Origin of the sequence: Paenibacillus sp. HGF5 (genome assembly GCF_000204455.1) — a bacterium.
Classification (GTDB): Bacteria; Bacillota; Bacilli; order Paenibacillales; family Paenibacillaceae; genus Paenibacillus_AQ; species Paenibacillus_AQ lautus_A.
Genome location: NZ_AEXS01000174.1, coordinates 51552 through 72750, shown reverse-complemented (window position 1 = coordinate 72750; position 21199 = coordinate 51552). Strand labels below are relative to the sequence as shown.

The following is a 21199-nucleotide window of genomic DNA, read 5'->3' as shown; positions in this document are numbered from 1 at the left end:
TTCGGGTGAATGCTACGGATTCTAATCAACGCAAATATCGTTTCGTATCTAGTTTTCAGGTGATCAAGCATCTGAACCGTTTGGTGGCGATGGCGGAAGGGTTCCACGCGTTCCCATACCGAACACGACCGTTAAGCCTTCCAGCGCCGATGGTACTTGGACCGAAGGGTCCCGGGAGAGTAGGACGTCGCCAAGCGAACAACCATAAAGACCGTTATCGAGTAATTCGATAGCGGTCTTTTCCTATATGCCGAAACGTAGATTTCTGATTTCTGGACTATCTCGAGCCGGCTTGGGTGATACTAAACGACAGTCATGCATCGTCTCCGTGATAATGCCTAAAGGGATGCAATATGGCAGGTTAATCTTAAACGTGGATAAGTTTCCATTTAATAGAAGAAAGCTGTTGGTTTGTCCACTCCAAAAAGACAGGACAACGCGCTGGATGGATACTTGCGAACTTCAGGAAAAGGGCCAATTCAATCCTTGACAGCCTATGGGCCCTTTGCTAAGATGGCAATAATATATTTCTGAAAATACTTGAAAATGCCGTCCGGTCCAGCTCTGACAGTAGTTGTAGTCCGCAGGAAGACGACAAAAAGGAGGAATAACCCAGGTGTGGGAAGATAAGTTTAGCAAGGAAGGCTTCACTTTTGACGATGTATTGTTGGTTCCTAGAAAATCCGAGGTACTTCCAAAAGAAGTGGATGTTAGCACCAAATTGAGCGAGCACGTGAAATTGAACATCCCGCTCATCAGTGCAGGTATGGACACCGTTACGGAAGCTCCTTTGGCCATTGCCATTGCTAGAGAAGGCGGAATCGGCATTATTCATAAAAATATGACGGTTGAACAACAGGCGGAAGAAGTAGATCGGGTGAAGCGCTCGGAAAGCGGAGTCATCACCAATCCATTCTCGCTTCATGCCGATCATCTTGTATCCGACGCTGAGAAACTCATGGGCAAATTCCGGATTTCCGGGGTTCCGATCGTGGATGAGAACAATAAGCTGATCGGGATTTTGACGAATCGTGATCTTCGTTTTGTTCATGATTACAATACGGTTATCAGCGAAGTGATGACCAGCGAGAACCTGGTTACCGCTCCGGTTGGAACGACCCTTCAAGATGCCGAAATGATCCTGCAGAAGCATAAAATCGAGAAGCTGCCTTTGGTGGACGACGATAATGTTCTTAAGGGACTTATCACGATTAAAGACATTGAGAAAGCGATTCAGTTCCCTAGAGCAGCTAAGGATGCTCAGGGCCGCCTGCTTGTAGGTGCAGCGATCGGAATCTCCAAAGATACCTTCGAAAGAGCAGAAGCGCTTGTGAAAGCTGGTGTAGACGTCATAACCGTTGATTCCGCTCACGGTCATCACATCAATATTATTGATTCCGTACGCAAACTGCGCGAATTGTATCCGGAGCTGACCATTATCGCGGGTAATGTGGCTACAGGCGAAGGTACGCGAGAGCTTATCGAAGCCGGTGCATCCGTCGTTAAAGTGGGAATCGGTCCTGGATCCATCTGTACGACCCGCGTTATTGCCGGCATTGGCGTACCGCAAATCACGGCCATCTATGACTGCGCAACGGTTGCTAAAGAGTACGGCGTACCGATTATCGCAGACGGCGGTATCAAATACTCCGGAGAAATTACAAAAGCCATCGCAGCCGGCGCCAGTGCCGTTATGCTGGGCAGCATGTTTGCAGGAACGGAAGAAAGCCCGGGCGAAGCCGAGATCTACCAAGGACGCCGTTTCAAGGCTTATCGGGGCATGGGTTCCCTTGCTGCCATGAAACAAGGCAGTAAAGACCGTTATTTCCAAGATGATGACAAGAAATTGGTACCGGAAGGCATCGAGGGCCGTGTAGCTTATAAAGGGCCATTGGCAGATACCATCCACCAGCTGATCGGTGGATTGCGTTCCGGCATGGGGTATTGCGGAACGCAAAACCTGGAGGAGCTGCGGAATGATACCCAATTTATCCGCATTTCCGGGGCTGGTCTCCGCGAGAGCCATCCGCATGATATTCAAATCACCAAAGAAGCGCCTAACTATTCCTTGTAATTCACGGATAAGAATAAGGATACACAGTATATGTCATTTATTTCCTGGACAAGCTGGATGAAATTCATCTAGCTTGTCTTTTTTTGATACCCCCCCTATGATAGAATAGAACAAGTTAATGACTTATTGAGAATTAGAGGGGAGTAATTCCATTGATAGACAAGTCTATAAAGAAGAATAAGCGACAACGAATTCAAAGAACGCTGGCATCCTTGATGCTGTTTAATATACTATGTTTCTCTGCTGCGCCTGCGGTTTCGTTCGCTGCGCCTAATATGCTCGCTACAGCGGATACAACCAAAGCTACGGAAGACAAAGCGGCAACGGACAAGGCTGCGACGAATAATGCAAAGCCGGACAAAGTGCCATCGGTCGATCAGTTGGGCTTGGAAGTGAGCTCTGCCGTCTTGATCGAGCCATCTACGGGTCAGGTGCTGTTATCCATAAATGCGGATGAAGCATTGCCGCCGGCAAGCATGACGAAGATGATGACGGAATATATCGTGGCAGAGAAGGTAAAACAAGGCGAGTTAGCTTGGGATGACGTAGTCACGGTAGGGGAAAATGCTGAAAAAACCGTGGGCTCACGGATATTTTTAGCTGAAGGCGACCAACATACAGTGGAAGAGCTCTACATAGCCATGGCTGTCGGCTCGGCGAATGATGCAACGGTAGCATTGGCTGAACATATCGCTGGTTCCGAAGCAGAGTTTGTTACCATGATGAACGATACGGCGAAAAAGATGGGATTGAAGACCGCTTTCTTCATTAATTCCACAGGCCTTAGCCGTGCAGATATGCCTGAGAAATACCGTCCTGCAGAAGATAAAGAAACCGTAATGTCGGCAATGGATACTGCATTACTTGCCAAGTATATCGTTGAGGATCATCCTGACTTTGCTAGATTTACAGCCATTCAATCGCATAAATTCCGGCCGCGGGATACGAGTCCGATCATCAACTACAACTGGATGCTGGAGGCCAACAAAAGCATTACGAACTTCAAGGCCTATGCTTACGAAGGTTTGGACGGTTTGAAAACCGGTCATACCAATGCGGCGGGTTATTGCTTTGCCGGTACCGCTGAGCGTGACGGCATGCGCTTGATCAGCGTGGTTATGGGAACGAAATCCGAAGGGGCTCGCTTTAAGGAAACCAAAAAAGTCCTTGATTACGGCTTTGACAACTTCGAAGTGAAGGAAGTCCAAGCAGCCGGAGCAACCGTGCAAGGGTTTGAAACCGTCGAAGTGAAGAAGGGCAAAGGTAAGGAAGCTGGGCTGGTGACCGATAAAGCCCTCACATTTGTTGTGCCTAAAGGCTCTAGCGGAAAGAACATTACCTTCGAAGCCAAACTGGATTCTTCCAGCGTGACGGCGCCTGTCGCTAAGGATACGAAGGTGGGCACGGCAACCTATTCATACAAAATCGAAGGCATGAAGGAAACCCAGACCGAAACGGTGAATCTCATCACGGCAGACGAGGTAGAGAAGGCTGGCTGGTTCAAGCTGTTCCTCCGTGCGATCGGTGACTTTTTCGCGGATTTGTTTGATTCCATCAAAAATCTTTTCTAAGCAGCCGATAAATTCCGAGTAAATGGGTTGTGTATTTGATTTTGATGCGGTAAAATATCAAGTTAGATTCATTGCAAGTATGCACCATACGGGTATAGACCATATCGTCAGGGAATGCTCTAAATGGCGATGAGATACAACATATAATCGGGAGGCTAGGGGACATGGAAACAGGAACATCTACTGTAAAAAGAGGTATGGCGGAAATGCAAAAAGGCGGCGTCATTATGGACGTCATGAATGCGGAACAAGCGAAAATCGCTGAAGCTGCCGGTGCTACGGCGGTTATGGCGCTGGAACGCGTTCCTTCCGATATTCGCGCTGCTGGGGGAGTAGCACGGATGGCTGACCCAACCATCGTTGAGGAAGTCATGAAAGTCGTATCCATTCCAGTTATGGCCAAGGCTCGTATCGGTCATTACGTTGAAGCGAAAGTGCTTGAATCTCTCGGCGTGGATTACCTCGATGAGAGTGAAGTGCTGACGCCTGCGGATGAAGTGTTCCACATCGACAAATGGGATTTCACCGTACCGTTCGTATGCGGCGCGAAAGATATCGGTGAGGCGCTGCGTCGCATCGGCGAGGGCGCATCCATGATCCGTACGAAGGGCGAGCCGGGAACAGGCAATATCGTGGAAGCTGTTCGCCATATGCGCTTGATCAACAGCCAGATTCGCAAGGTTCGCAACATGTCGAAGGACGAACTATATGCCGAAGCCAAAAACCTCGGTGTTTCCTATGACCTCCTGAAAGGCGTTCATGAGACGGGCAAGCTGCCTGTCGTTAACTTTGCCGCCGGTGGCGTGGCCACCCCTGCGGATGCCGCATTGATGATGCATCTGGGCGCTGATGGCGTTTTTGTAGGATCCGGTATTTTCAAATCCGATAACCCTGAGAAATTTGCTCGTGCGATCGTTGAAGCGACGACGCATTATGATGATTATAAATTGATTGCTGAAGTATCCAAGAACCTGGGTGCTCCAATGAAAGGCATCGAGATATCCAAGCTTAGTCCGGCTGAGCGCATGCAGGATCGCGGCTGGTAAGAGAGAAGGGGTAACATGAAGGTCGGCGTACTGGCACTTCAGGGTGCCGTTGCAGAGCATATTCGAAGCATTACGCTTGCTGGCGCCGAAGGGGTGCCGATCAAGAAGGTCGAGCAGCTGGACGGCATTGACGGCTTGATTATCCCTGGCGGTGAGAGCACGACGATTGGCAAGCTCATGCGAAAGTATGATTTTATGGATGCGATTCGTCAGTTTTCAGCCCAAGGCAAACCGATATTCGGAACCTGCGCCGGACTGATTGTGCTGGCCGAGCGAATTCAAGGCGACGAAGAGGCGCATTTGAAGCTGATGGACATCACGGTGGCGCGGAACGCATTCGGACGTCAGCGTGAAAGTTTCGAGACCGATTTGCCGGTGAAGGGCATCGATGAAACGGTGCGAGCCGTCTTCATCCGCGCTCCGCTCATTCTGGAAGTGGGACCGGGCGTTGAGGTTCTGTCCACGTATAAGGATGAGATCGTCACAGCCAGACAAGGGCATCTGCTTGCGGCTTCCTATCATCCGGAGCTGACAGAAGATTACCGGCTCCATCAATATTTTGTGGAGATGGTTCGCTCCCGAGCGACGGCGCCACAGGCGTAACGTAATAGTTTCAGTAGAAGACATCTTGGCTCTTTGGCAGTATGTGGGAGTCAAGTTGTCTTTTTCGCTGGAATGCAATAAGATGTATCGTATGTAACAACGTATAATGCAGCCTTGTCCCAAGGCTTTTTATCAACAGGTAGGGCAGCTGCTTCGATATACTTGACGGATGTTTTACTTTAGGAGGGTTTCCCGTGTTAGACGTAAAAATATTGCGCAGCGAGTACAGTCGTGTTGAAGAAGCGCTGAAGAATCGAGGCAAATCGCTCGATTTGATTGCGGATTTTCCTAAGCTTGACGCCCGGCGCCGGGAATTGCTGCAGGAAAGCGAAAGTTTGAAGAATCGCCGCAACACCGTGTCGGCTGAAGTAGCCAAGCTGAAGAAAAATCGCGAAAACGCAGATGAGCTGATTCTGGAGATGCGCCAAGTGTCAGACCAGATTAAAGCAATGGATGAGGAAGTTCGAGAGCTGGAAGCCAGTATATCCGAGCTTACTTTGGCGATTCCGAATATTCCTCACGAAAGCGTGCCGATCGGCGCCTCGGAGGAAGAGAACGTGGAAATTCGCCGCTGGGCGGAGCCAAAAGCTTTTGATTTCGAACCTAAGGCTCACTGGGAGATTGCCCAGAACCTGAGTATTTTAGACTTTGAAGCAGGCGCGAAGGTTACGGGTTCCCGGTTTACGTTCTACAAGGGTTTGGGTGCACGGCTTGAGCGTGCCTTAATCAGTTTCATGATGGATCTGCACAGCGACAAACACGGCTATGAGGAAATGCTGCCTCCATATATCGTCAACCGGGACAGCTTGTACGGAACGGGTCAACTGCCTAAATTCGAAGAGGATTTATTCAAAATTAGCGATACCGACTATTACCTGATCCCAACGGCTGAGGTTCCTGTAACGAACTACCATCGTGAGGAAATCCTAAATAGCGAGGATCTGCCTAAATATTACGTCGCATACAGCTCCTGTTTCCGTTCGGAAGCCGGCGCGGCAGGACGCGACACCCGGGGACTTATTCGTCAGCATCAGTTCAATAAGGTCGAGATGGTGAAGATTGTACATCCGGAAACATCGTTTGATGAGCTCGAGAAAATGACGGCGGATGCGGAGCGTGTGCTGCAGCTGCTGAATCTCCCTTATCGCGTCATGACGCTATGTACCGGGGATATGGGCTTCGGCTCCATGAAGACCTATGATCTGGAAGTATGGCTTCCGGAGAGCGGCGTATACCGTGAAATCTCTTCCTGCTCGAATATTGGAGATTTCCAGGCACGCCGTGCCAATATTCGCTTCCGTCCGGAGCCGAAGAGCAAGCCGGAGTTTGTTCACACCTTGAATGGTTCCGGGCTCGCGGTAGGGCGTACGGTTGCGGCCATTCTGGAGAATTATCAACAGGCCGACGGCTCCGTTGTCATTCCGGAAGTGCTTCGCCCTTACATGGGGAATGTTAGCATTATCGAACCTAAGAAATAAGTTGATAACATAGGTTGACTTGTGGTATAATGATTTTTGCACGTGATTCATTTTGCAGCGATCATTTCCACATGGAGAGGTACCGAAGCGGTCATAACGGGGCGGTCTTGAAAACCGTTAGGGGGCAACTCCACATGGGTTCGAATCCCATCCTCTCCGCCATACATATACAAACGTAAGCCGTTTCCTTAGGGGAACGGTTTTTTTATGGCCTCCATGCCTTGTTTGGCAGAGAAATGCATGGAAGCTTCGGATCTATAGCACTTTATGCTTGGGGGACCTGCTGTATAAAACAGCGCCTGTTATCGCAATTTATAGAGAAGGGGAGGTGTGAACATGAACTCAGAACTGAATGTCGACCAGTCGACGCTGGTCAATGCTTGGCAGGAAAGGCTGCCGACCATACTCAAACCGGGGGATCGTGCAGAAGTGGCAGCAGACGAAGGAGATCCGAACGCCATCCGCATTCACATTGGCGCAGCAGGTCGTCAGGAATATTCGTTTGATTTTCAATGCACCTATGTGGATTCCCGGGAAGTGAAGGTCGCTCTGATCGATGTAGAGCGTGACGGCGCGACGACGGATGAGCGCAATGAGAACATACAGGGCATGGTGGGCGATTATACGCGTCATATTCATGAGTGTGCTCAAACGCTGCAGCAAATCACGCATCACTAAGTTCCATGAATGAATGTGAAAGCTGTGATGCTCCTTTTAGGCCGGAGCATCAAGGCCGATTGCGTAGAACAATCGCTGTGATCCATGAAATGGAGGGCTATCAGATGAGTAAACCAAAGTCGATTCCGGTGCCTGAAGCACAGGAACAACCAAGGCAGCGAAAGGACCATGACCGGGGCGGCCAGGAGCCGCTGTCAGGCTCGCACAGAGCGAAGATCCGTAAGCAGGATGGCCATTATAATCCGGAGGGCTAACAGCCTTTAGGAGCAGAATACGAAGACGCCAAAAAGCAAGAATCGAGAGAACTTTCTGTCATTCGACAGGAGGTTCTTTTTTTCGATTTGAAACCTTTTGCATCCAACTTCCGTATTAGTGTTCAAGTGTAATATTTTGGGGCCCCACCTTATTCGCATGTTAAGAAGTTTGAAATTAAGATGGATGGAAAAGAAAGGAAATAAAATTTCAGTAAATATTCCAGAAAGTGTTTCTCATTTTGGCTAAATGGTTTATGATTAGAAGGTCTGTTATTTTTTTGACTGTTAGAGGGGAGAGAAATTTTAATGAACAAGAAGTTTGCAGCGATCATGCTGACACTGCTGCTCACGGTGACAGTTGTGCTTTCCGGCTGCGCCAAGAAAGAAGAGCCTAAGGCGGCAATGACCAATGCTGCTACGAACGCAATGAAGATGACATCCTACGAAATGAAGAGCAAATTTGTCATTGAAGACCTTCAAGTTAACATACCTGCAGTTGAAGGCGATCCAAGCGTAACACAGGCGATGACGATGTTGAAGAATGCAGAGGTTACACTGGACGGGATCTACCAGGCTGAGCCAATGCAAACCGAAATGAACATGGGTATCAATTTGAAGGGTGACATGGCGATGTCCTTCAACATTGATATGGTGATGACGAAAGAGAAAATCTACGTTAAAGTGCCAAGCATTCCTATGCTGCCGTTCCCGGAAGACGTTGTTGGCAAATTCCTTGTGATGGACATGAAAGAGCTTGCTGAGCAATCCGGCGAAACATTTACCCCAGAAACCCTGGATACCGAGAAATCCCAAAAATTCGTTAACGAAATCCTTGAAGCTTTGCTGAGCGAATATGATCAAGCAAAATACTTCAAAGAGATCAATGTTAAAGATGCCGGCCTTCCAGAAGGTGTTGACGCTAAACAAGTGGTACAATTCTTTGTAACCAATGATAACCTGAATGAAGCATTGGATATTATGGTAAATAAGGTTGCACCTAAGGTTGTTGATATTGCGGCTAAAGACGAGTACCGCGAATTGCTGGGTCTGACCCAAGAAGACATCGATGCTGCCAAAGCTGAAGTGTCCAACGTCAACCAAGACGAATTCAAAGCGGGCTTGGAAGAAATGCAGAAATACCTGAAGATCAATACATTCAATATCAACACGGCTATCGATAAAAAAGATTTCCCTGCGTACCAAGATGTTGTGCTGAACGTTGATTTCAATGATCCAGAAACCAATGAGAACGTGAAGTTGGCTGTGAAGGGTAGCACCCAATACAACAACATCAACGCGAAACAAGAGTTCAAAATCGGTATTCCAAAAGAAGCTGACGTCATTACGATGGAGCAATTTGAGGAATCCATGAGCCAAATGAGCACTTACTAATATTATTCATCGCAGACAACAAAACCCGGCCGTCATGGCCGGGTTTTCTGTGTTAGTTCCTATTTCGTACATAAGCATCATATTTTCCCGCGTAAACGCCGAAAGAACTGAGTCAGCAACGATGCGCATTCTTCCTGCAGCACGCCATCCACCACGTGCGTCCGATGATTAAAGCGCGGCTCTTGAAGCAGATTCATCAGTGTGCCCGCACAGCCTGCCTTGGGATCGCCCGTGCCGTAGATGAGCTGCGGTACCCGGGATTGGACGATGGCGCCCGCACACATGGGACAAGGCTCCAGCGTCACGTATAATCGACAGTCGAGCAGCCGCCAGGCTCCAAGGTGTCGGCTTGCCTCCCGGATCGCGACCATCTCGGCATGAGCCGTCCCATCGTAAGTCGTTTCACGCAGATTATATCCACGGCCAATAATTTCATCGCCCCGTACGATGACAGCGCCAATAGGAACTTCACCAAGCTCTTCGGCCTTCCGAGCTTCCGCGATGGCTTCTCGCATCCAGCGTTCATGATTTTCGTTATCCACAGCCAGTGGGTCTATTGAATTTGATATCAACCTAAAGTCTCCTTTCGCAGCCCGCTAAAACCCTGTATTTATACCCAATGTTCAACGAACATTTATTCGTTTGTTAACATGATGTGGACAGAATTGTGGATAACTAAAAATTTATACACAAAGTTATGCACATTATCCCCAGATAAGTTGTGTATTTGTGCGCAATCTGTGGATACGTCGTTTTGTTATCAGGATTAGCCTCTTATATTGTAAGGATTCCTTATTTCAATAGCAATGCGATTGCGGAAAAAACCCGTCAGCCGCAGCACGGCTTGTCTTTTCAAACGTTCGTGATCAAGGTATCATGAGGGTATATATTTACAAGTCGTCGATGTGACAGCAGAAAGGTGAAGATGCCACTTGTCGATTAAGACGAAATTATCGATGATCATGTCCATATCGGTATTATTTATCCTTCTGCTTAACATTACGCTGAATTATTACACGACCCAGGAAAACCTGCAGCAGGATAGTGAAACCAAAATGGTGATGGCCGCTACGCAGATCGCCATTACGGTTCAGCAAACCGGTTTTAGCTCTGCGTATGTGGATAACATTTTCGGTGATATGCTGAAGGTCGCCGCGGTCAATGCGGCAAAGGCCTTAGATCCCGATATTAACAATATAACCAATCAGCAATTGGCCGAATTAAGTAAGGAGATCGGTGTCACCCACATTTCGCTGCTGGTTCGAACCAACGATGATATCGTTGTTGCCCGTTCCTCCTCCCAAGACGAAATCGGCCTTTCCACAAAAAACTGGGGTTATTGGCATACCGCATTTCTGGAATTGTTCCAGCATGGCAAAGTGGTATCTGTTACGGAGGGGCAGCGCGCCGAGCATTTCTGGTCCGGACCGTTCGAGTTCTCCACATCCAATCCGGAGTTCATTGATAAATGGGGATACTATTATGATGGCAAGCGGAATTATATTATCGATCCCTACATCCGGAATTCGAATATCAAGGATTTTGTGAAGATCACAAGCCCGAACACTGTGGTGGAGGAGACATTGAAATCGAATCCGCGGATATTGGAAGTGACGGGCATCAACCCTGAAACGTTTGGCAATGAATATATGAGGGAGGATGGAACGGACGAAGTTCACCGCAAGCTCCGCAATCGTCCGATTACGTTCGGCACCTACAATTATGGGAGCCTGGATCAAGATACGGAAGCCGTGCAGAGGGCCGTGTCTACCAGCGACAATGTGGTGTTTGTCAGCACGATCAATAATAAGAAGGTGTTAAAAAGCTTCATTCCCATCCTGTCCGAAAATAAACCGACCAGCGTGATCAGTGTCGTCATGGATTATGAAGCCATCTCTTCCGTGATGAGGGAGCAGATGATCAGTCTGGTGGCTATTTCACTGGTTTTGCTCGAAATCGTGATTTTTGGCAGTTACATTGTAGCGGGTTATTTTACGAAGCCGATTCAGGCCATCCTGGGCACCGTAAACGATGTATCGGATGGTCACTTCGATCGTAGACTCGAGGTTAGCAGCCGGGACGAGCTGGGGCAGCTTGCAGGCCGCATCAATGCCATGACCCGCAATCTGGGTACCTACACGAGCCAGTTGAAGCAGATGGTCGATGAGAACCAGTCCGTTAAAGAATATTTAGAGTCCGTTATCAATCAGACGGCCGATGCCATTCATACAACCGATACCTATGAACGCGTGATTAGCGTGAATAAAGCGTTTGAGCAATTATACGGCTGGAAGGCGCACGAAGTGGTCGGGCGGAAGCTTGCGCTTGTGCCTCCGGCCAAAGAGGAAGAGGAGAAGGAACGCATCCGTCGTTTGCGGGCTGGTGAGCGGCTTCCGCCGGTGGAGACGGTCCGTCTGCGCAAGGATGGAAGCACGATTGAAGTGAGCATCAGCACCTCGCTTGTGCGGGACGAGAACGGCGAGGTTACCTCCATGATTAGCGTATCCCGCGATGTGACGGAACGCAATCGGATTGAGGAGCTGCTGCGGCGTTCGGAGAAGCTCAATACCGTGGGGCAGCTGGCTGCAGGGGTTGCGCATGAAATCCGGAATCCGCTTACGACCCTCCGAGGATTTTTGCAGCTTCAACAGCAGACTCACCAAGCGAATCCCGATCATATCGACCTGATGCTGTCCGAGCTGGACCGAATCAATCTGATTGTCAGTGAATTTCTGATATTAGCCAAGCCACAGGCGATTAATTTCCAGGAGAGGGACGTGGGCATCATTATGGGGGATGTCATCTCCTTCCTCGACAGCCAGGCGCATCTGTACGGCATCGAGTTCAAATTGGATTTTATTGAAGAACCGACCTTTGTGCATTGTGAAGAGAACCAGCTCAAACAGGTGTTCATAAATCTGCTCAAGAATGCCATTGAAGCCATGCCGGAAGGCGGCAATATATGGATTAGGCTTACACGCCCGCAGGTCGATCAGATACAGATCGATATTCGGGATGAAGGTCAAGGCATTCCGGAAGACATGATGCCGCATCTTGGCGAACCGTTTATTACGAATAAGGAAACGGGCACAGGCCTCGGGTTGATGGTAAGCCAGCGCATTATCCAGGGCCACCGGGGAACGATGGAAATCGAGAGTGAAGTTGGCGTAGGCACGAGAGTAAGTATTGTCTTGCCTGCGGTACCGCAGAAAACAATCGAAGGCTGAACATGAAGTAGTTACAGATAAGGAGATGGCATCTTTGAGAATCAATAAATTTATCAGCGAAACGGGTTATTGCTCGCGTCGTGAAGCGGACAAGCTGGTGGAGAGCGGGAAGGTCACCATTAACGGCGTGGTTGCGGTATTGGGCAGCCAGGCCGAGGAAGGCGACGATGTGCGGATCCAGGGAAAGCCGCTTCAGGACAAGAAGAAGCATGTATATATTGCTCTTAATAAGCCGGTCGGGATTACGAGCACCACCGAGTCGCATATTAAGGGCAATATTGTAGACTTCGTAGGCCATAACGAACGGATTTTTCCCATTGGACGATTGGATAAGGACTCCGAAGGACTGATCTTGTTAACGAATGACGGAGATATCGTCAATAAGATCCTTCGCTCCGAAGGAAAACATGAGAAAGAATATATTGTGACGGTGGACCGTCCGGTAACGGAATCCTTCCTTCGCGGAATGGCCGGCGGCGTCAAAATTTTGGGGGAGATAACGCTCCCCTGCGAGGTCACGCGAATGTCCGAACGCGTATTCCGAATCATTCTGACGGAGGGGAAAAATCGGCAAATCCGCAGAATGTGCAGCGCTTTTGGTTATGAGGTTCGCAAGCTGCAGCGAATCCGGATTATGAATATCCGACTTGGCAGCCAACGTATCGGCTCATGGCGCGATCTTAATGACAAAGAGAAGGAAGAGCTTGGCCGGCTGCTGAACTATAAGCTCGAGTAGCAATTATAGTGTACCGGGTTTGTGAATCCCTTGTGTAAAAAGAAAACAACCGATGGGATCTGGAGGCCAGATGCATCGGTTGTTTAGGGTGTGTTATAGTCGGTTAGACCAGACCGTTCCTTTACCGGTTATTCATTAACGCTGGTAAACGTTGCGCTATCCTGGTATTTACGTATAATGGATACCTCAACCCTACGGTTCTTCGCTCGTCCAACAGCGGTGTTGTTATCGGCGATCGGATGGTATTCCCCATAACCGATCGGCATGAACCGTTTAGGATCCAGTTCCGAGTTGGTGAGCAGAATCTTCATGAACTGCAATGCCCGATCCGAGCTTAAATCCCAGTTGGACGGATATTTGCTGTTGGAAATCGGCACATTATCCGTATGACCGGAAACAATGATCTCATAATCCGGGAATTTGTGAAGCATTTGCGATATGGCCTTGGCCAGTTTACGGGCCTCCGGCTTCACCACGGCTTCGCCGGACGGGAACAGCGCATTATCCCGGATCGTAATGACAAGCTGGGAGTGGTTTAACTTGGTGCTGAGCTCTGAGGTCAAACCGTTATTCTTAATATAATTATCGAGCTGCTTCTTCAGCTTCTCCAGATCCTCTTGTTCCTGGCGCATCAACTCGGCACGACGTTGGTCGGGCGTTGTTGCAGGAACGGAAGGGGTTGTCGCTTTATGATCGTTAATATTCGGCGGGGTGTCGCTGGGCTCGGTCTTGCTGTAATCCAGCACGCCGGTTCCGCCGGTGAGAGCAACGCTGAAGGCTTCGCTCATTTCTTGAAATTTGCGTGCATCCGTCGCGCTCATGGCATACAGCACCAGGAACAGGGCCAGAAGCAATGTCAGCAGGTCAGCGTACGGAAGAAGCCAGGATTCGTCGGCATGCTCCTCGTGCGGCTCGTGTCTAGTCTTTTTGCTCACTAGCACCAGCCTCCCTCTCGCTGAGCTCAGCCCGTTCGGACGGTGTCAGGAACACGGAGAGCTTCTGATTGATTGCAATGGTGGATACACCGGATTGAATGGACAGCAGGCCTTCTACCATCATCAGGCGGATTTCAACCTCGCGCTTGGATAGGCGCTTGAGTTTGTTCGCAATCGGGTGACAGATGACATAACCGGTGAAGATACCGAGCAGGGTAGCGATAAACGCAGCTCCGATGGCATGGGCAAGCTCGCCCATGTCTTCCATATGGGATAGTGCAGCGATCAAACCGATAACGGCTCCGAGTACCCCGAGGGAAGGTGCATACATACCTGCCTGGGAGAAGATCAGCGAGCCGGAACGATGGCGCTCTTCCGTGGCGTTGATATCTTCCATCAATACATCGCGCACGAATTCCTGGTCGTTGCCGTCGATAATCATGCGCATTCCGTTACGCAGGAAGCTGTCATCGATCTCATCGACTTTGGTTTCCAGAGCCAGCAGACCTTCACGGCGCGTAATCGAAGCCCATTCCATGAACAGCTTGATCATGTCCGTCTTGTCCATCAGATTCTGTTTCACGAAGGTCATTTTGACCAGCTTCGGAATCTTTTTCAGCTCGGATAACGGAAATCCGATGAATAAAGTTGCTGCCGTACCGCCAAGAATGATTAGATAGGCTGCCGGGTTATACAAAGCGAGAAGGGAGGCACCTTTAAGAATCATGCCCACCAGTACCGCGACGATACCGATGATTAAGCCTATAATTGTTGAAATTTCCATACCACACCTCATCCGTGAGAAATAAAATAACGAATCCATTCGTCAGAACGGCTCTCATGGAGAACCGGGCCCCTTTTGTGGGGCGTTATCCTATTTATCGTCAGGTCGGGCTTTTTTTTTAGTTGTAATTTCCGGTATAATGGAAGGAAGGGAAACGAAGCTTAGTACGGTAAGGAAAGGAGTGATTGAGATGGGTGTGAAGCACGGAAGGGATTACGGCGAAATCCTCGCGGAATTGACCGAAGCCGTCGGGCGAATTTCCGACAGCTACGTTTTCTTCGAAATGGAAGCGGAGGATTGGGGCAATCTGGGCGAAGCCGAGCGGAATGAGGTTCATGAGGCGCTTGCAGAGGATTTGTTCTATGCGCTGGGCACGGAGCCGGTGATTAGCGTCGGCAGCGGCGTGGTCATGCATGACCAGAATAACCATCGAATACATATTTTGATCGGTGAAGAAGAGTTGGCCTTTGTAGCTCTTGTGTAATCACTCCAGTTATCATCGGAAACAGGGCAGAATAGAATAGATGACAGAAGCCCATACACGTGACAGTCGGCTTTACGATAGGTTTTTTTCGGGGAGGAAGATAAAAGATGCTTTATACGCAGCAAGAAGTAGAGGCTCATCTGGAAAAGCTTGAGGGTTGGGAATTTGAACAAGGGAGATGGATCGTCAGGAAGTATACCTTCTCCTCCTTCATGAAGGGAATCGCTTTTGTTGATGAAGTGGCAGCTATTTCGGAAGCTTTCGGACATCACCCCTATATCACCATAGATTACAAAGTCGTTACGCTGCGTCTCACTTCCTGGGACGACGGCGGCATTACGGCTGTGGATATTAAGGAAGCGCAGCAGTTTAACGAGGCCTATGAGAAAAGCCGTTCCAAGGACGGCAAGTCGGGACAATAGACGGGAGAGGGATCCATCCGGTCATAGCTCCCCAATATGTAAAAACACGCTTGCGCCGGGAGGTTCTCCAGGTTCAAGCGTGTTTTGCGTATAAGCTGATTTATTTTTTCTCAGCAAGGTACAGCGCGATGTTTGCGATTTCTTCAGGCTTAAGTTGATCCTTAAAGGAAGGCATACCCTTACGGCCTTTGGTTACAACGTTGAAGATCGCGTCCGCATCCATGTGTCCGCCTACTTGATTCAAAGCCGGTCCAGCGCCGCCTTGAAGTTGGTCACCATGACAGCTGATGCAGCTTGCTTTCAGTGTGGCTTCCGCTGTGGCAGCATCCAGAGTCACTTCCGGCATAGTCGGCTTCTCTTCCTGAGCTACCTGTTCCTTGCCTGGGAGCGTAAACATCAGCGCAATAGCCAACGCACATGCGACGAAGAACAATCCGCTCATGATCCATTTTTGCATCGTCATATCGTCCCTTCTATGTATACTGCACTTTTGCACTTGTCTCCATTATAAACCAACATCCATAGACAGCATAGCCAGTTGTGACAAAAAAAGCAACTATACCGCGCACCTTCATAAAAAGTACACAAAATTGTGCCTTTTCATATAGACAAAGATTACTATTCCTCATTTGCCGGAGGCTCATACACCATGCAGTGGAAAAGGGCGTTTCCCGTCGGCGTAAGGCGCTCGTACGTATCGGTGATATGAAACCCCGCCTTTTCGTATGCGCGGATCGCGCGTTCATTCCAGGTCATTACCTCCAGGTCGATCTCATCGGCAGGCCGCCTCCGCCTCGCTTCCCGGACAATCGTCTGCATAAACCGTTTACCCATTCCGCGCCCGCACCAATCAGGCCGCATGCCCAGCCCGATTCGCGTAACCTCATGCATCGGAAACAGCTGTGCAAATCCCCATAGAGTCTTCCGTTCATCCAAAATCGAAATGTACTGCTCCCGGCGGATGTCCGGATCGCCAAACTCGATCCCAAGCCCTTTCATCTGCTCCCATGGAAGAAAACCGTAAATGTTATAGGGAGGAGGATAGGTCCAGGCGCATATTTCTTTCGCATGCTCTTCAAGCATGACCACCGTGTGAAATGAAATCGGTGCTGCATCCATTGGCAAAGTCCCCCTGTCGTAATTACAAATTAAATTATACCCCATTTCTCAAACATTCTAGCCGCATCAAAAAGCCCGTCCGAGAGAAGTAGGCCTCCATTGACGGGCAAAAGGGTATGTATAGGCAGGATGAGGATAAGACCCATCGAAGCTTAGGAGGATTCTCCGGTCGACTTTTCATTCTGATCATTGCTCATGATGGGCTTGGCACCTACGTATCGCTGCTCGTAGTGGTCCTCAGAAAATAAAATCAATATTTTTCCATTAGGGTGTTTAATGAAGGAAGAGGAGGGTATATAAAGGGTAGAAGATGCAACGACATGAGGAAGCGAAGTGAATTCGCATAATAATTTTCTTTTTTTCTCGAAAAGTGGGAACTTTTTCGTTGTCCCAAACGTTATAAAGGTATACACAGAGCAGACAAAAGAAAAAGCCGCTGGATGAGATCGGCACAATCTCATACGCCCAGGGCTTCTTGTAAAGGATAAACCAATGAAGTTCCAATAATTAATTGTAGTTCACAGCTACAGACTTGTACGTAGACTGACTCATGACTCTCTTAGCACCTACGTATCGATTGGCGTAATAGCTCTGGCTCAGCGGACTGATGATGACACCGCGCGAGGATGAGGAATGAGCGAATTTGCCGCCCCCAACATAAATACCCACATGAGATACACCTCTGCCGGATGTGTTGAAGAACACGAGATCGCCAGCTTTCAGCTTGCTCTTGGCTACGGCCGTACCGACTTTGTATTGAGCTGCAGACGTGCGTGGCAGGCTCAGACCAAGTTTCTTGTAGATATAGCTGGTGAATCCGGAGCAGTCAAAACCATTCGTTGTGGTTCCACCTGTTTTATAAGAGACACCAATGGCTGGTTTGATTGCAGTATTTAATTTGGAATCGGCGAAAGCGCTTCCGGTCCCTAATGTGAGTGCGAGGGCCAGGCCTAGAGAAATGGCCGTTAACTTCTTTTTCAAAACAAAAAGCTCCTTCCATTGCCTGCGAGGTTAGCTTAAGGGTTCGGTTGAAGGTCCCCTATGATCCCTCTCTTGCGAGATCAATTCACCCAAAACGGATCCCCCGCTTCCCAATCATGGGAATTCGGCTCCTTAAAATGTTGATGAACCCATTCATAGACGTCTGACGTTCCAACATGCTAACGAAATTACATAGTTCCAGCAAAAAGTTACAGTAAAGATGACAAAGTTGTTACTAACATATTCGTTATTTTAGCAGAGTATTAACAATTTGGCAAATGAGGAAAGCTCATTTTTATACAAAAAAACCTGTCCCCGTCATGCGGGATCAGGTTTTTTTGTAATTTGGCCATCGGAAAATGTAATATTGAGGAAAAACGGGCTCCTATTCTTTGTAAAATCAAATCCGAGAGAGAAATGTGTCGCTTCCGATTACAGCATATTTACGAGCTTGTTCATCATAAGATGGTAACGAAATGTAACGATTAGGCATGCTGCGAGGAAGAATCCCGCCACAAATGGTATTGGGCGGAAATTGCCCAAATTTGGAAAAGTCCATTTAGAAAATAGGAGGCTTGCTGAACAATCAAGCCGATCAATCCGGCCCAGAAGAGCGATGCCGAACTCAGGAGCAAAAGAATGACGCAGGCTGATCCGCTAACGGTAAGGGATAACAGCACGGCCGTGCCCAGTCGGCGGAAGAGCGCAAGAACGGAGCTGATCATGCCGGAATTGTCCGTACGGCCGAATTGCATATAGAGCAATAACAGGCGAATCAGATAGGCGTACAGAAACCAGCCGGCTGCATGAGGCAGCGCACGAAGCAGCAGAACCGGCTCATGGATCCCGTTCAGCAGGATAGGAAGGATTTTGGGCAGAATCCAGTATCCGGGCACAAAGGTAAGAACAAGTTCGATCAGATAGAATACCGTAACGGGCTTCCACAGCTTTTGCATGCCGGTGAAGAAGAATAATCCGCGCTCGCCCTTGGCCTCCTGATGGAGGTTATAGAAGATGCCTGCCCGAATGAGCGGGGTACATACCATCCGGATCAGGAGCAGAGCGGCCAGAAGCCAACCATAGGTATGGACCGTGCCGCTTAACGATAGACTCATCTCGCCCTCGTAGAAGAATAACAGGCGACTAAGCTCGTTAGGGGCAGAATCCGGATACCGCATCAGCAGGGGGACGACTGCCGATTTTACAAGCCGGTACAGGCAATATCCCCACAGCATGCGGTACAAGAACAGCAGAATGGAGACGTATAATTGGTCTTTAACACTGATCCAGCCTTGGCCTGCATAACTTTTCATGTGCTCCCCCCTCACCATGACAGGCTGCCGAACAACGTCTCCACAAGCTTGGTAATACTGAGATTCCAGCGTGTGACCACTTTCGGATCCATTCCTGCCTTCATATAGTTATTGATGTGTCTATTCTCCAGAACAATGGAGTATTTCGGATCAACCATAGCCCAGGCGAGCGGAGTGCTGTACTCCAGGGTGTACGTAACTTTACCGTCCTTGCCGCTCCAAGTTCGCTCCACCGTTTTGCCGTCCTCAAAGGCGAACACGATAGGCACATCGGTTATATCTCCGTCCTTGCTCGTGATCTTGACCGTGGATTCATACCGCGGATGGTCTGACGTGCCTTCATTTTTGGTTTTGATCACATCGATGGCGACGTCGGCCATTTGGCTTCCATATACATATTGGTCAAAATACGATTGCCAGGAGGTTTTGCTTACTTGCTCGACGACTTTCTGAAAATCTGACGTGGTTGGGTGCTTGAACCGGTATTTCTGGGCATAGGTATGCATGATTTTCCCCATCATCTGTGGACCGACCTGCCGTTCAATGCCTTGCAGCACCAGCTTGCCTCTCGTGTAAACATTCAGCGCGTAGTTCTCGTGTGAGCTGTATTTCCAGGACTCCATCTTCAGCGGGGCAGGGGAGGTAATCGATGCTCCTTGAGCAGCGGTGTTGGAGGTAATGCCGTATTCCTTCTCCATCACTCTTTCTTCTGCATAGGTTGCAAAGGCCTCGTCCAGCCACGCTTCCTCAAATTCGTTGCTTGCGATCATTCCGTAAAAATATTGGTGGGCGATCTCGTGAATGACGGTCCGTTCGAGCTCATAACCCGGCGAATCGTTCTTGGCACCGAAGGCCGTGACCAGCGTCGGGTATTCCATACCGCCTGCACCGTTGCCCGATTCCGGCGGCACGACGATGGACAACGTGGAATAAGGATAGGTTCCGTACCATTTACCAAACGAAGCCAGTGCCGACTTGGCGGCATCAAAGTAACGGTCCTTCAGGTCTTTATGGGCCGGATCGAGATACAGCTTGATGCGGACGCCCGGCACGCCCGGTGCCGAAAAGGCTTCCTCGGCCGTGGCAAAGTTGGGCGAGGCCGACCAGGCAAAATCATGCACATCATCGGCATAGAATTGATAAATTTTTTCCCCGTTCGATTTTTGGGCAGGCTTGGTCGGGAATCCGGTCGCGGCGACAATGTAATTTTCGGGCACCCGGATGCGAACGCTGTAAATGCCGAAATTGGAGTAGAACTCGGAGTTGCCGTGGTATTGATGAAGATTCCATCCTTCCTCGGCTCTTCCGCGAAGTCCGGCCGGTTCATAGACCGATACTTTAGGAAACCATTGGCCAGCCATAATAAAATTCTCGGTGGTACCCATGCGCGCGAATATTTTGGGAAGCTCGACTTCAAATTCCATGTGAATGGTGATGCTCTCCCCGCCCTTGATGGGTTTGGGCAATCTTAGTTTGGCAAGGCTGTGATCCTTGATGTTCCCGTCATCGGGTTGGACGAATTGAAGGCGATGGGTAAGGGCCAGTCCTTCCGTCGTTTTCACATTGGTAATGGTCATGGAGCCGTACCCGTCGTCCGGCATGGGGTCGGAACGAAGCCTGCCGCCCGATTCCTTCATAAAGGTCGTTTCATCGGAAGCAAAGGCATTGGGATACAGATGAAAGTACAGCTCATTTACGCTTTTTTTGCCTGGGTGAGTCCAAGTGAGTGTCTGCTTGCCCTTAAGCTTGTTCTCCTCAGGCTCGTACCGAACATCCATGTGATATTCCACCAGCCGGTCGCTTAGGGCCGGAGCGGGAGTATCAGGCTGCACCTTAGGCGGTGAGAGCGGGGCCTTCTCCACGGCAGAGGCAGAGGGCTTGCCCGCATTTGGGGCAAGGACAGACGCTGAGGACCCTGGATTCAGAAATATCGGCATCGATCCTGCAAGCAAACCAAGGGCAAGCAGGGATGATAGAAAGACTTTGGCACGTGGTGGGACCATATCGAACAACCTCCCGTTGACAAGCATCTAGTGCATGTATATGTTTGCTTTTGGGGGATTATTAGTTAAAATAAAATTATTGGGACATGGTTATCAATT

At 49.2% G+C, this 21199-nt stretch carries 20 protein-coding genes, 1 tRNA gene, 1 rRNA gene and 1 riboswitch; of the genes, 14 read left to right on the top strand and 8 right to left on the bottom strand.

Annotation, left to right across the window (positions count from 1 at the left end; genetic code table 11):
• Positions 1 to 79: 79 nt before the first annotated feature.
• From rrf to HMPREF9412_RS29430, 10 genes are all read left to right on the top strand, one after another.
• A 5S ribosomal RNA gene (rrf, locus tag HMPREF9412_RS29475) occupies positions 80 to 196 on the top strand.
• Positions 197 to 616: 420 nt separating this feature from the next.
• Positions 617 to 2074, top strand: coding sequence for an IMP dehydrogenase (gene guaB, locus HMPREF9412_RS29470; protein ID WP_009595537.1), 1458 nt, complete (start codon positions 617 to 619; stop codon positions 2072 to 2074).
• 152 nt (positions 2075 to 2226) lie between these two features.
• The gene (locus HMPREF9412_RS29465; protein ID WP_009595505.1) at positions 2227 to 3645 is read left to right on the top strand and encodes a D-alanyl-D-alanine carboxypeptidase family protein; all 1419 of its coding nucleotides are present in this window, start codon (positions 2227 to 2229) and stop codon (positions 3643 to 3645) included.
• Positions 3646 to 3809: 164 nt separating this feature from the next.
• Complete coding sequence (gene pdxS / locus HMPREF9412_RS29460; protein WP_009595550.1) at positions 3810 to 4691, top strand: pyridoxal 5'-phosphate synthase lyase subunit PdxS; 882 nt, start codon at positions 3810 to 3812, stop codon at positions 4689 to 4691.
• A gap of 15 nt (positions 4692 to 4706) precedes the next feature.
• Complete coding sequence (gene pdxT, locus HMPREF9412_RS29455) at positions 4707 to 5294, top strand: pyridoxal 5'-phosphate synthase glutaminase subunit PdxT (protein WP_009595548.1); 588 nt, start codon at positions 4707 to 4709, stop codon at positions 5292 to 5294.
• A 194-nt stretch (positions 5295 to 5488) separates the two neighbouring features.
• Positions 5489 to 6772, top strand: coding sequence for a serine--tRNA ligase (gene serS, locus HMPREF9412_RS29450; RefSeq protein WP_009595514.1), 1284 nt, complete (start codon positions 5489 to 5491; stop codon positions 6770 to 6772).
• A 73-nt stretch (positions 6773 to 6845) separates the two neighbouring features.
• A tRNA-Ser gene (locus HMPREF9412_RS29445) sits at positions 6846 to 6934 on the top strand.
• A gap of 174 nt (positions 6935 to 7108) precedes the next feature.
• On the top strand, positions 7109 to 7450 hold the full coding sequence (locus tag HMPREF9412_RS29440) for a hypothetical protein (RefSeq protein ID WP_009595528.1): 342 nt from the start codon (positions 7109 to 7111) through the stop codon (positions 7448 to 7450).
• Positions 7451 to 7554: 104 nt separating this feature from the next.
• A complete protein-coding gene (locus HMPREF9412_RS29435; protein WP_009595549.1) occupies positions 7555 to 7704 on the top strand; it encodes a hypothetical protein in 150 nt (49 codons plus the stop codon).
• A 306-nt stretch (positions 7705 to 8010) separates the two neighbouring features.
• The gene (locus HMPREF9412_RS29430; RefSeq protein ID WP_009595523.1) at positions 8011 to 9096 is read left to right on the top strand and encodes a hypothetical protein; all 1086 of its coding nucleotides are present in this window, start codon (positions 8011 to 8013) and stop codon (positions 9094 to 9096) included.
• Positions 9097 to 9173: 77 nt separating this feature from the next.
• Here the strand turns inward: HMPREF9412_RS29430 and tadA are convergent, their stop codons facing one another.
• Positions 9174 to 9668: a tRNA adenosine(34) deaminase TadA gene (gene tadA / locus HMPREF9412_RS29425; protein ID WP_009595555.1), complete on the bottom strand. Its 495-nt coding sequence runs from the start codon at positions 9666 to 9668 to the stop codon at positions 9174 to 9176.
• Positions 9669 to 10028: 360 nt separating this feature from the next.
• Between tadA and HMPREF9412_RS29420 the strand changes: the two genes are divergently transcribed.
• Both HMPREF9412_RS29420 and rluF read left to right on the top strand, forming a co-directional pair.
• A complete protein-coding gene (locus HMPREF9412_RS29420) occupies positions 10029 to 12323 on the top strand; it encodes an ATP-binding protein (protein WP_009595524.1) in 2295 nt (764 codons plus the stop codon).
• A 34-nt stretch (positions 12324 to 12357) separates the two neighbouring features.
• Positions 12358 to 13059, top strand: a complete 702-nt coding sequence (gene rluF / locus HMPREF9412_RS29415) for a 23S rRNA pseudouridine(2604) synthase RluF (protein ID WP_009595503.1) — start codon at positions 12358 to 12360, stop codon at positions 13057 to 13059.
• A gap of 128 nt (positions 13060 to 13187) precedes the next feature.
• Here rluF and motB read toward each other — a convergent pair whose 3' ends face one another.
• Entirely contained in the window at positions 13188 to 13994 is an 807-nt protein-coding gene (motB, locus tag HMPREF9412_RS29410; RefSeq protein ID WP_009595545.1) for a flagellar motor protein MotB, read from the bottom strand.
• Positions 13978 to 14778, bottom strand: a complete 801-nt coding sequence (gene motA / locus HMPREF9412_RS29405; protein WP_009595558.1) for a flagellar motor stator protein MotA — start codon at positions 14776 to 14778, stop codon at positions 13978 to 13980. The genes motB and motA overlap by 17 nt, the downstream gene beginning before the upstream one ends.
• 190 nt (positions 14779 to 14968) lie before the next feature.
• Here motA and HMPREF9412_RS29400 point away from each other — a divergent pair, with 190 nt between their 5' ends.
• Together HMPREF9412_RS29400 and HMPREF9412_RS29395 are read left to right on the top strand one after the other, a co-directional pair.
• Entirely contained in the window at positions 14969 to 15262 is a 294-nt protein-coding gene (locus HMPREF9412_RS29400; RefSeq protein WP_009595521.1) for a hypothetical protein, read from the top strand.
• A gap of 107 nt (positions 15263 to 15369) precedes the next feature.
• Entirely contained in the window at positions 15370 to 15684 is a 315-nt protein-coding gene (locus tag HMPREF9412_RS29395; RefSeq protein ID WP_009595556.1) for a 4a-hydroxytetrahydrobiopterin dehydratase, read from the top strand.
• A gap of 100 nt (positions 15685 to 15784) precedes the next feature.
• Here the strand turns inward: HMPREF9412_RS29395 and HMPREF9412_RS29390 are convergent, their stop codons facing one another.
• The 5 genes from HMPREF9412_RS29390 to HMPREF9412_RS29370 all read right to left on the bottom strand — a co-directional run bounded on the left by HMPREF9412_RS29390 (position 15785) and on the right by HMPREF9412_RS29370 (position 21100).
• Positions 15785 to 16141 carry a c-type cytochrome gene (locus HMPREF9412_RS29390; RefSeq protein ID WP_036662889.1) on the bottom strand — a complete coding sequence of 119 codons (357 nt, stop codon included), beginning with the start codon at positions 16139 to 16141 and terminating at the stop codon, positions 15785 to 15787.
• Between the two features lie 161 nt (positions 16142 to 16302).
• A complete protein-coding gene (locus HMPREF9412_RS29385; protein ID WP_009595510.1) occupies positions 16303 to 16803 on the bottom strand; it encodes a GNAT family N-acetyltransferase in 501 nt (166 codons plus the stop codon).
• Positions 16804 to 17310: 507 nt separating this feature from the next.
• Positions 17311 to 17784 (bottom strand): C40 family peptidase, encoded by a 474-nt coding sequence (locus HMPREF9412_RS29380; protein WP_009595535.1) that lies wholly within the window; start codon positions 17782 to 17784, stop codon positions 17311 to 17313.
• A 4-nt stretch (positions 17785 to 17788) separates the two neighbouring features.
• A riboswitch (cyclic di-AMP (ydaO/yuaA leader) is annotated at positions 17789 to 17924 on the bottom strand.
• Between the two features lie 345 nt (positions 17925 to 18269).
• Complete coding sequence (locus tag HMPREF9412_RS29375) at positions 18270 to 19097, bottom strand: hypothetical protein (protein WP_009595559.1); 828 nt, start codon at positions 19095 to 19097, stop codon at positions 18270 to 18272.
• An 11-nt stretch (positions 19098 to 19108) separates the two neighbouring features.
• The gene (locus HMPREF9412_RS29370; protein ID WP_009595561.1) at positions 19109 to 21100 is read right to left on the bottom strand and encodes a M1 family metallopeptidase; all 1992 of its coding nucleotides are present in this window, start codon (positions 21098 to 21100) and stop codon (positions 19109 to 19111) included.
• Between the last annotated feature and the right edge of the window lie 99 nt (positions 21101 to 21199).

Bases quoted from the DNA above. Each gene is read 5' to 3' on its own strand.
- HMPREF9412_RS29395 (WP_009595556.1), top strand. From the start codon at position 15,370: ATGCTTTATACGCAGCAAGAAGTAGAGGCTCATCTGGAAAAGCTTGAG.
- HMPREF9412_RS29430 (WP_009595523.1), top strand. From the start codon at position 8,011: ATGAACAAGAAGTTTGCAGCGATCATGCTGACACTGCTGCTCACGGTG.
- pdxS (WP_009595550.1), top strand. From the start codon at position 3,810: ATGGAAACAGGAACATCTACTGTAAAAAGAGGTATGGCGGAAATGCAA.
- HMPREF9412_RS29385 (WP_009595510.1), bottom strand. From the start codon at position 16,803: ATGGATGCAGCACCGATTTCATTTCACACGGTGGTCATGCTTGAAGAG.
- HMPREF9412_RS29390 (WP_036662889.1), bottom strand. From the start codon at position 16,141: ATGCAAAAATGGATCATGAGCGGATTGTTCTTCGTCGCATGTGCGTTG.
- HMPREF9412_RS29435 (WP_009595549.1), top strand. From the start codon at position 7,555: ATGAGTAAACCAAAGTCGATTCCGGTGCCTGAAGCACAGGAACAACCA.
- pdxT (WP_009595548.1), top strand. From the start codon at position 4,707: ATGAAGGTCGGCGTACTGGCACTTCAGGGTGCCGTTGCAGAGCATATT.
- HMPREF9412_RS29375 (WP_009595559.1), bottom strand. From the start codon at position 19,097: ATGAAAAGTTATGCAGGCCAAGGCTGGATCAGTGTTAAAGACCAATTA.
- HMPREF9412_RS29400 (WP_009595521.1), top strand. From the start codon at position 14,969: ATGGGTGTGAAGCACGGAAGGGATTACGGCGAAATCCTCGCGGAATTG.
- motA (WP_009595558.1), bottom strand. From the start codon at position 14,778: ATGGAAATTTCAACAATTATAGGCTTAATCATCGGTATCGTCGCGGTA.
- HMPREF9412_RS29370 (WP_009595561.1), bottom strand. From the start codon at position 21,100: ATGGTCCCACCACGTGCCAAAGTCTTTCTATCATCCCTGCTTGCCCTT.
- HMPREF9412_RS29440 (WP_009595528.1), top strand. From the start codon at position 7,109: ATGAACTCAGAACTGAATGTCGACCAGTCGACGCTGGTCAATGCTTGG.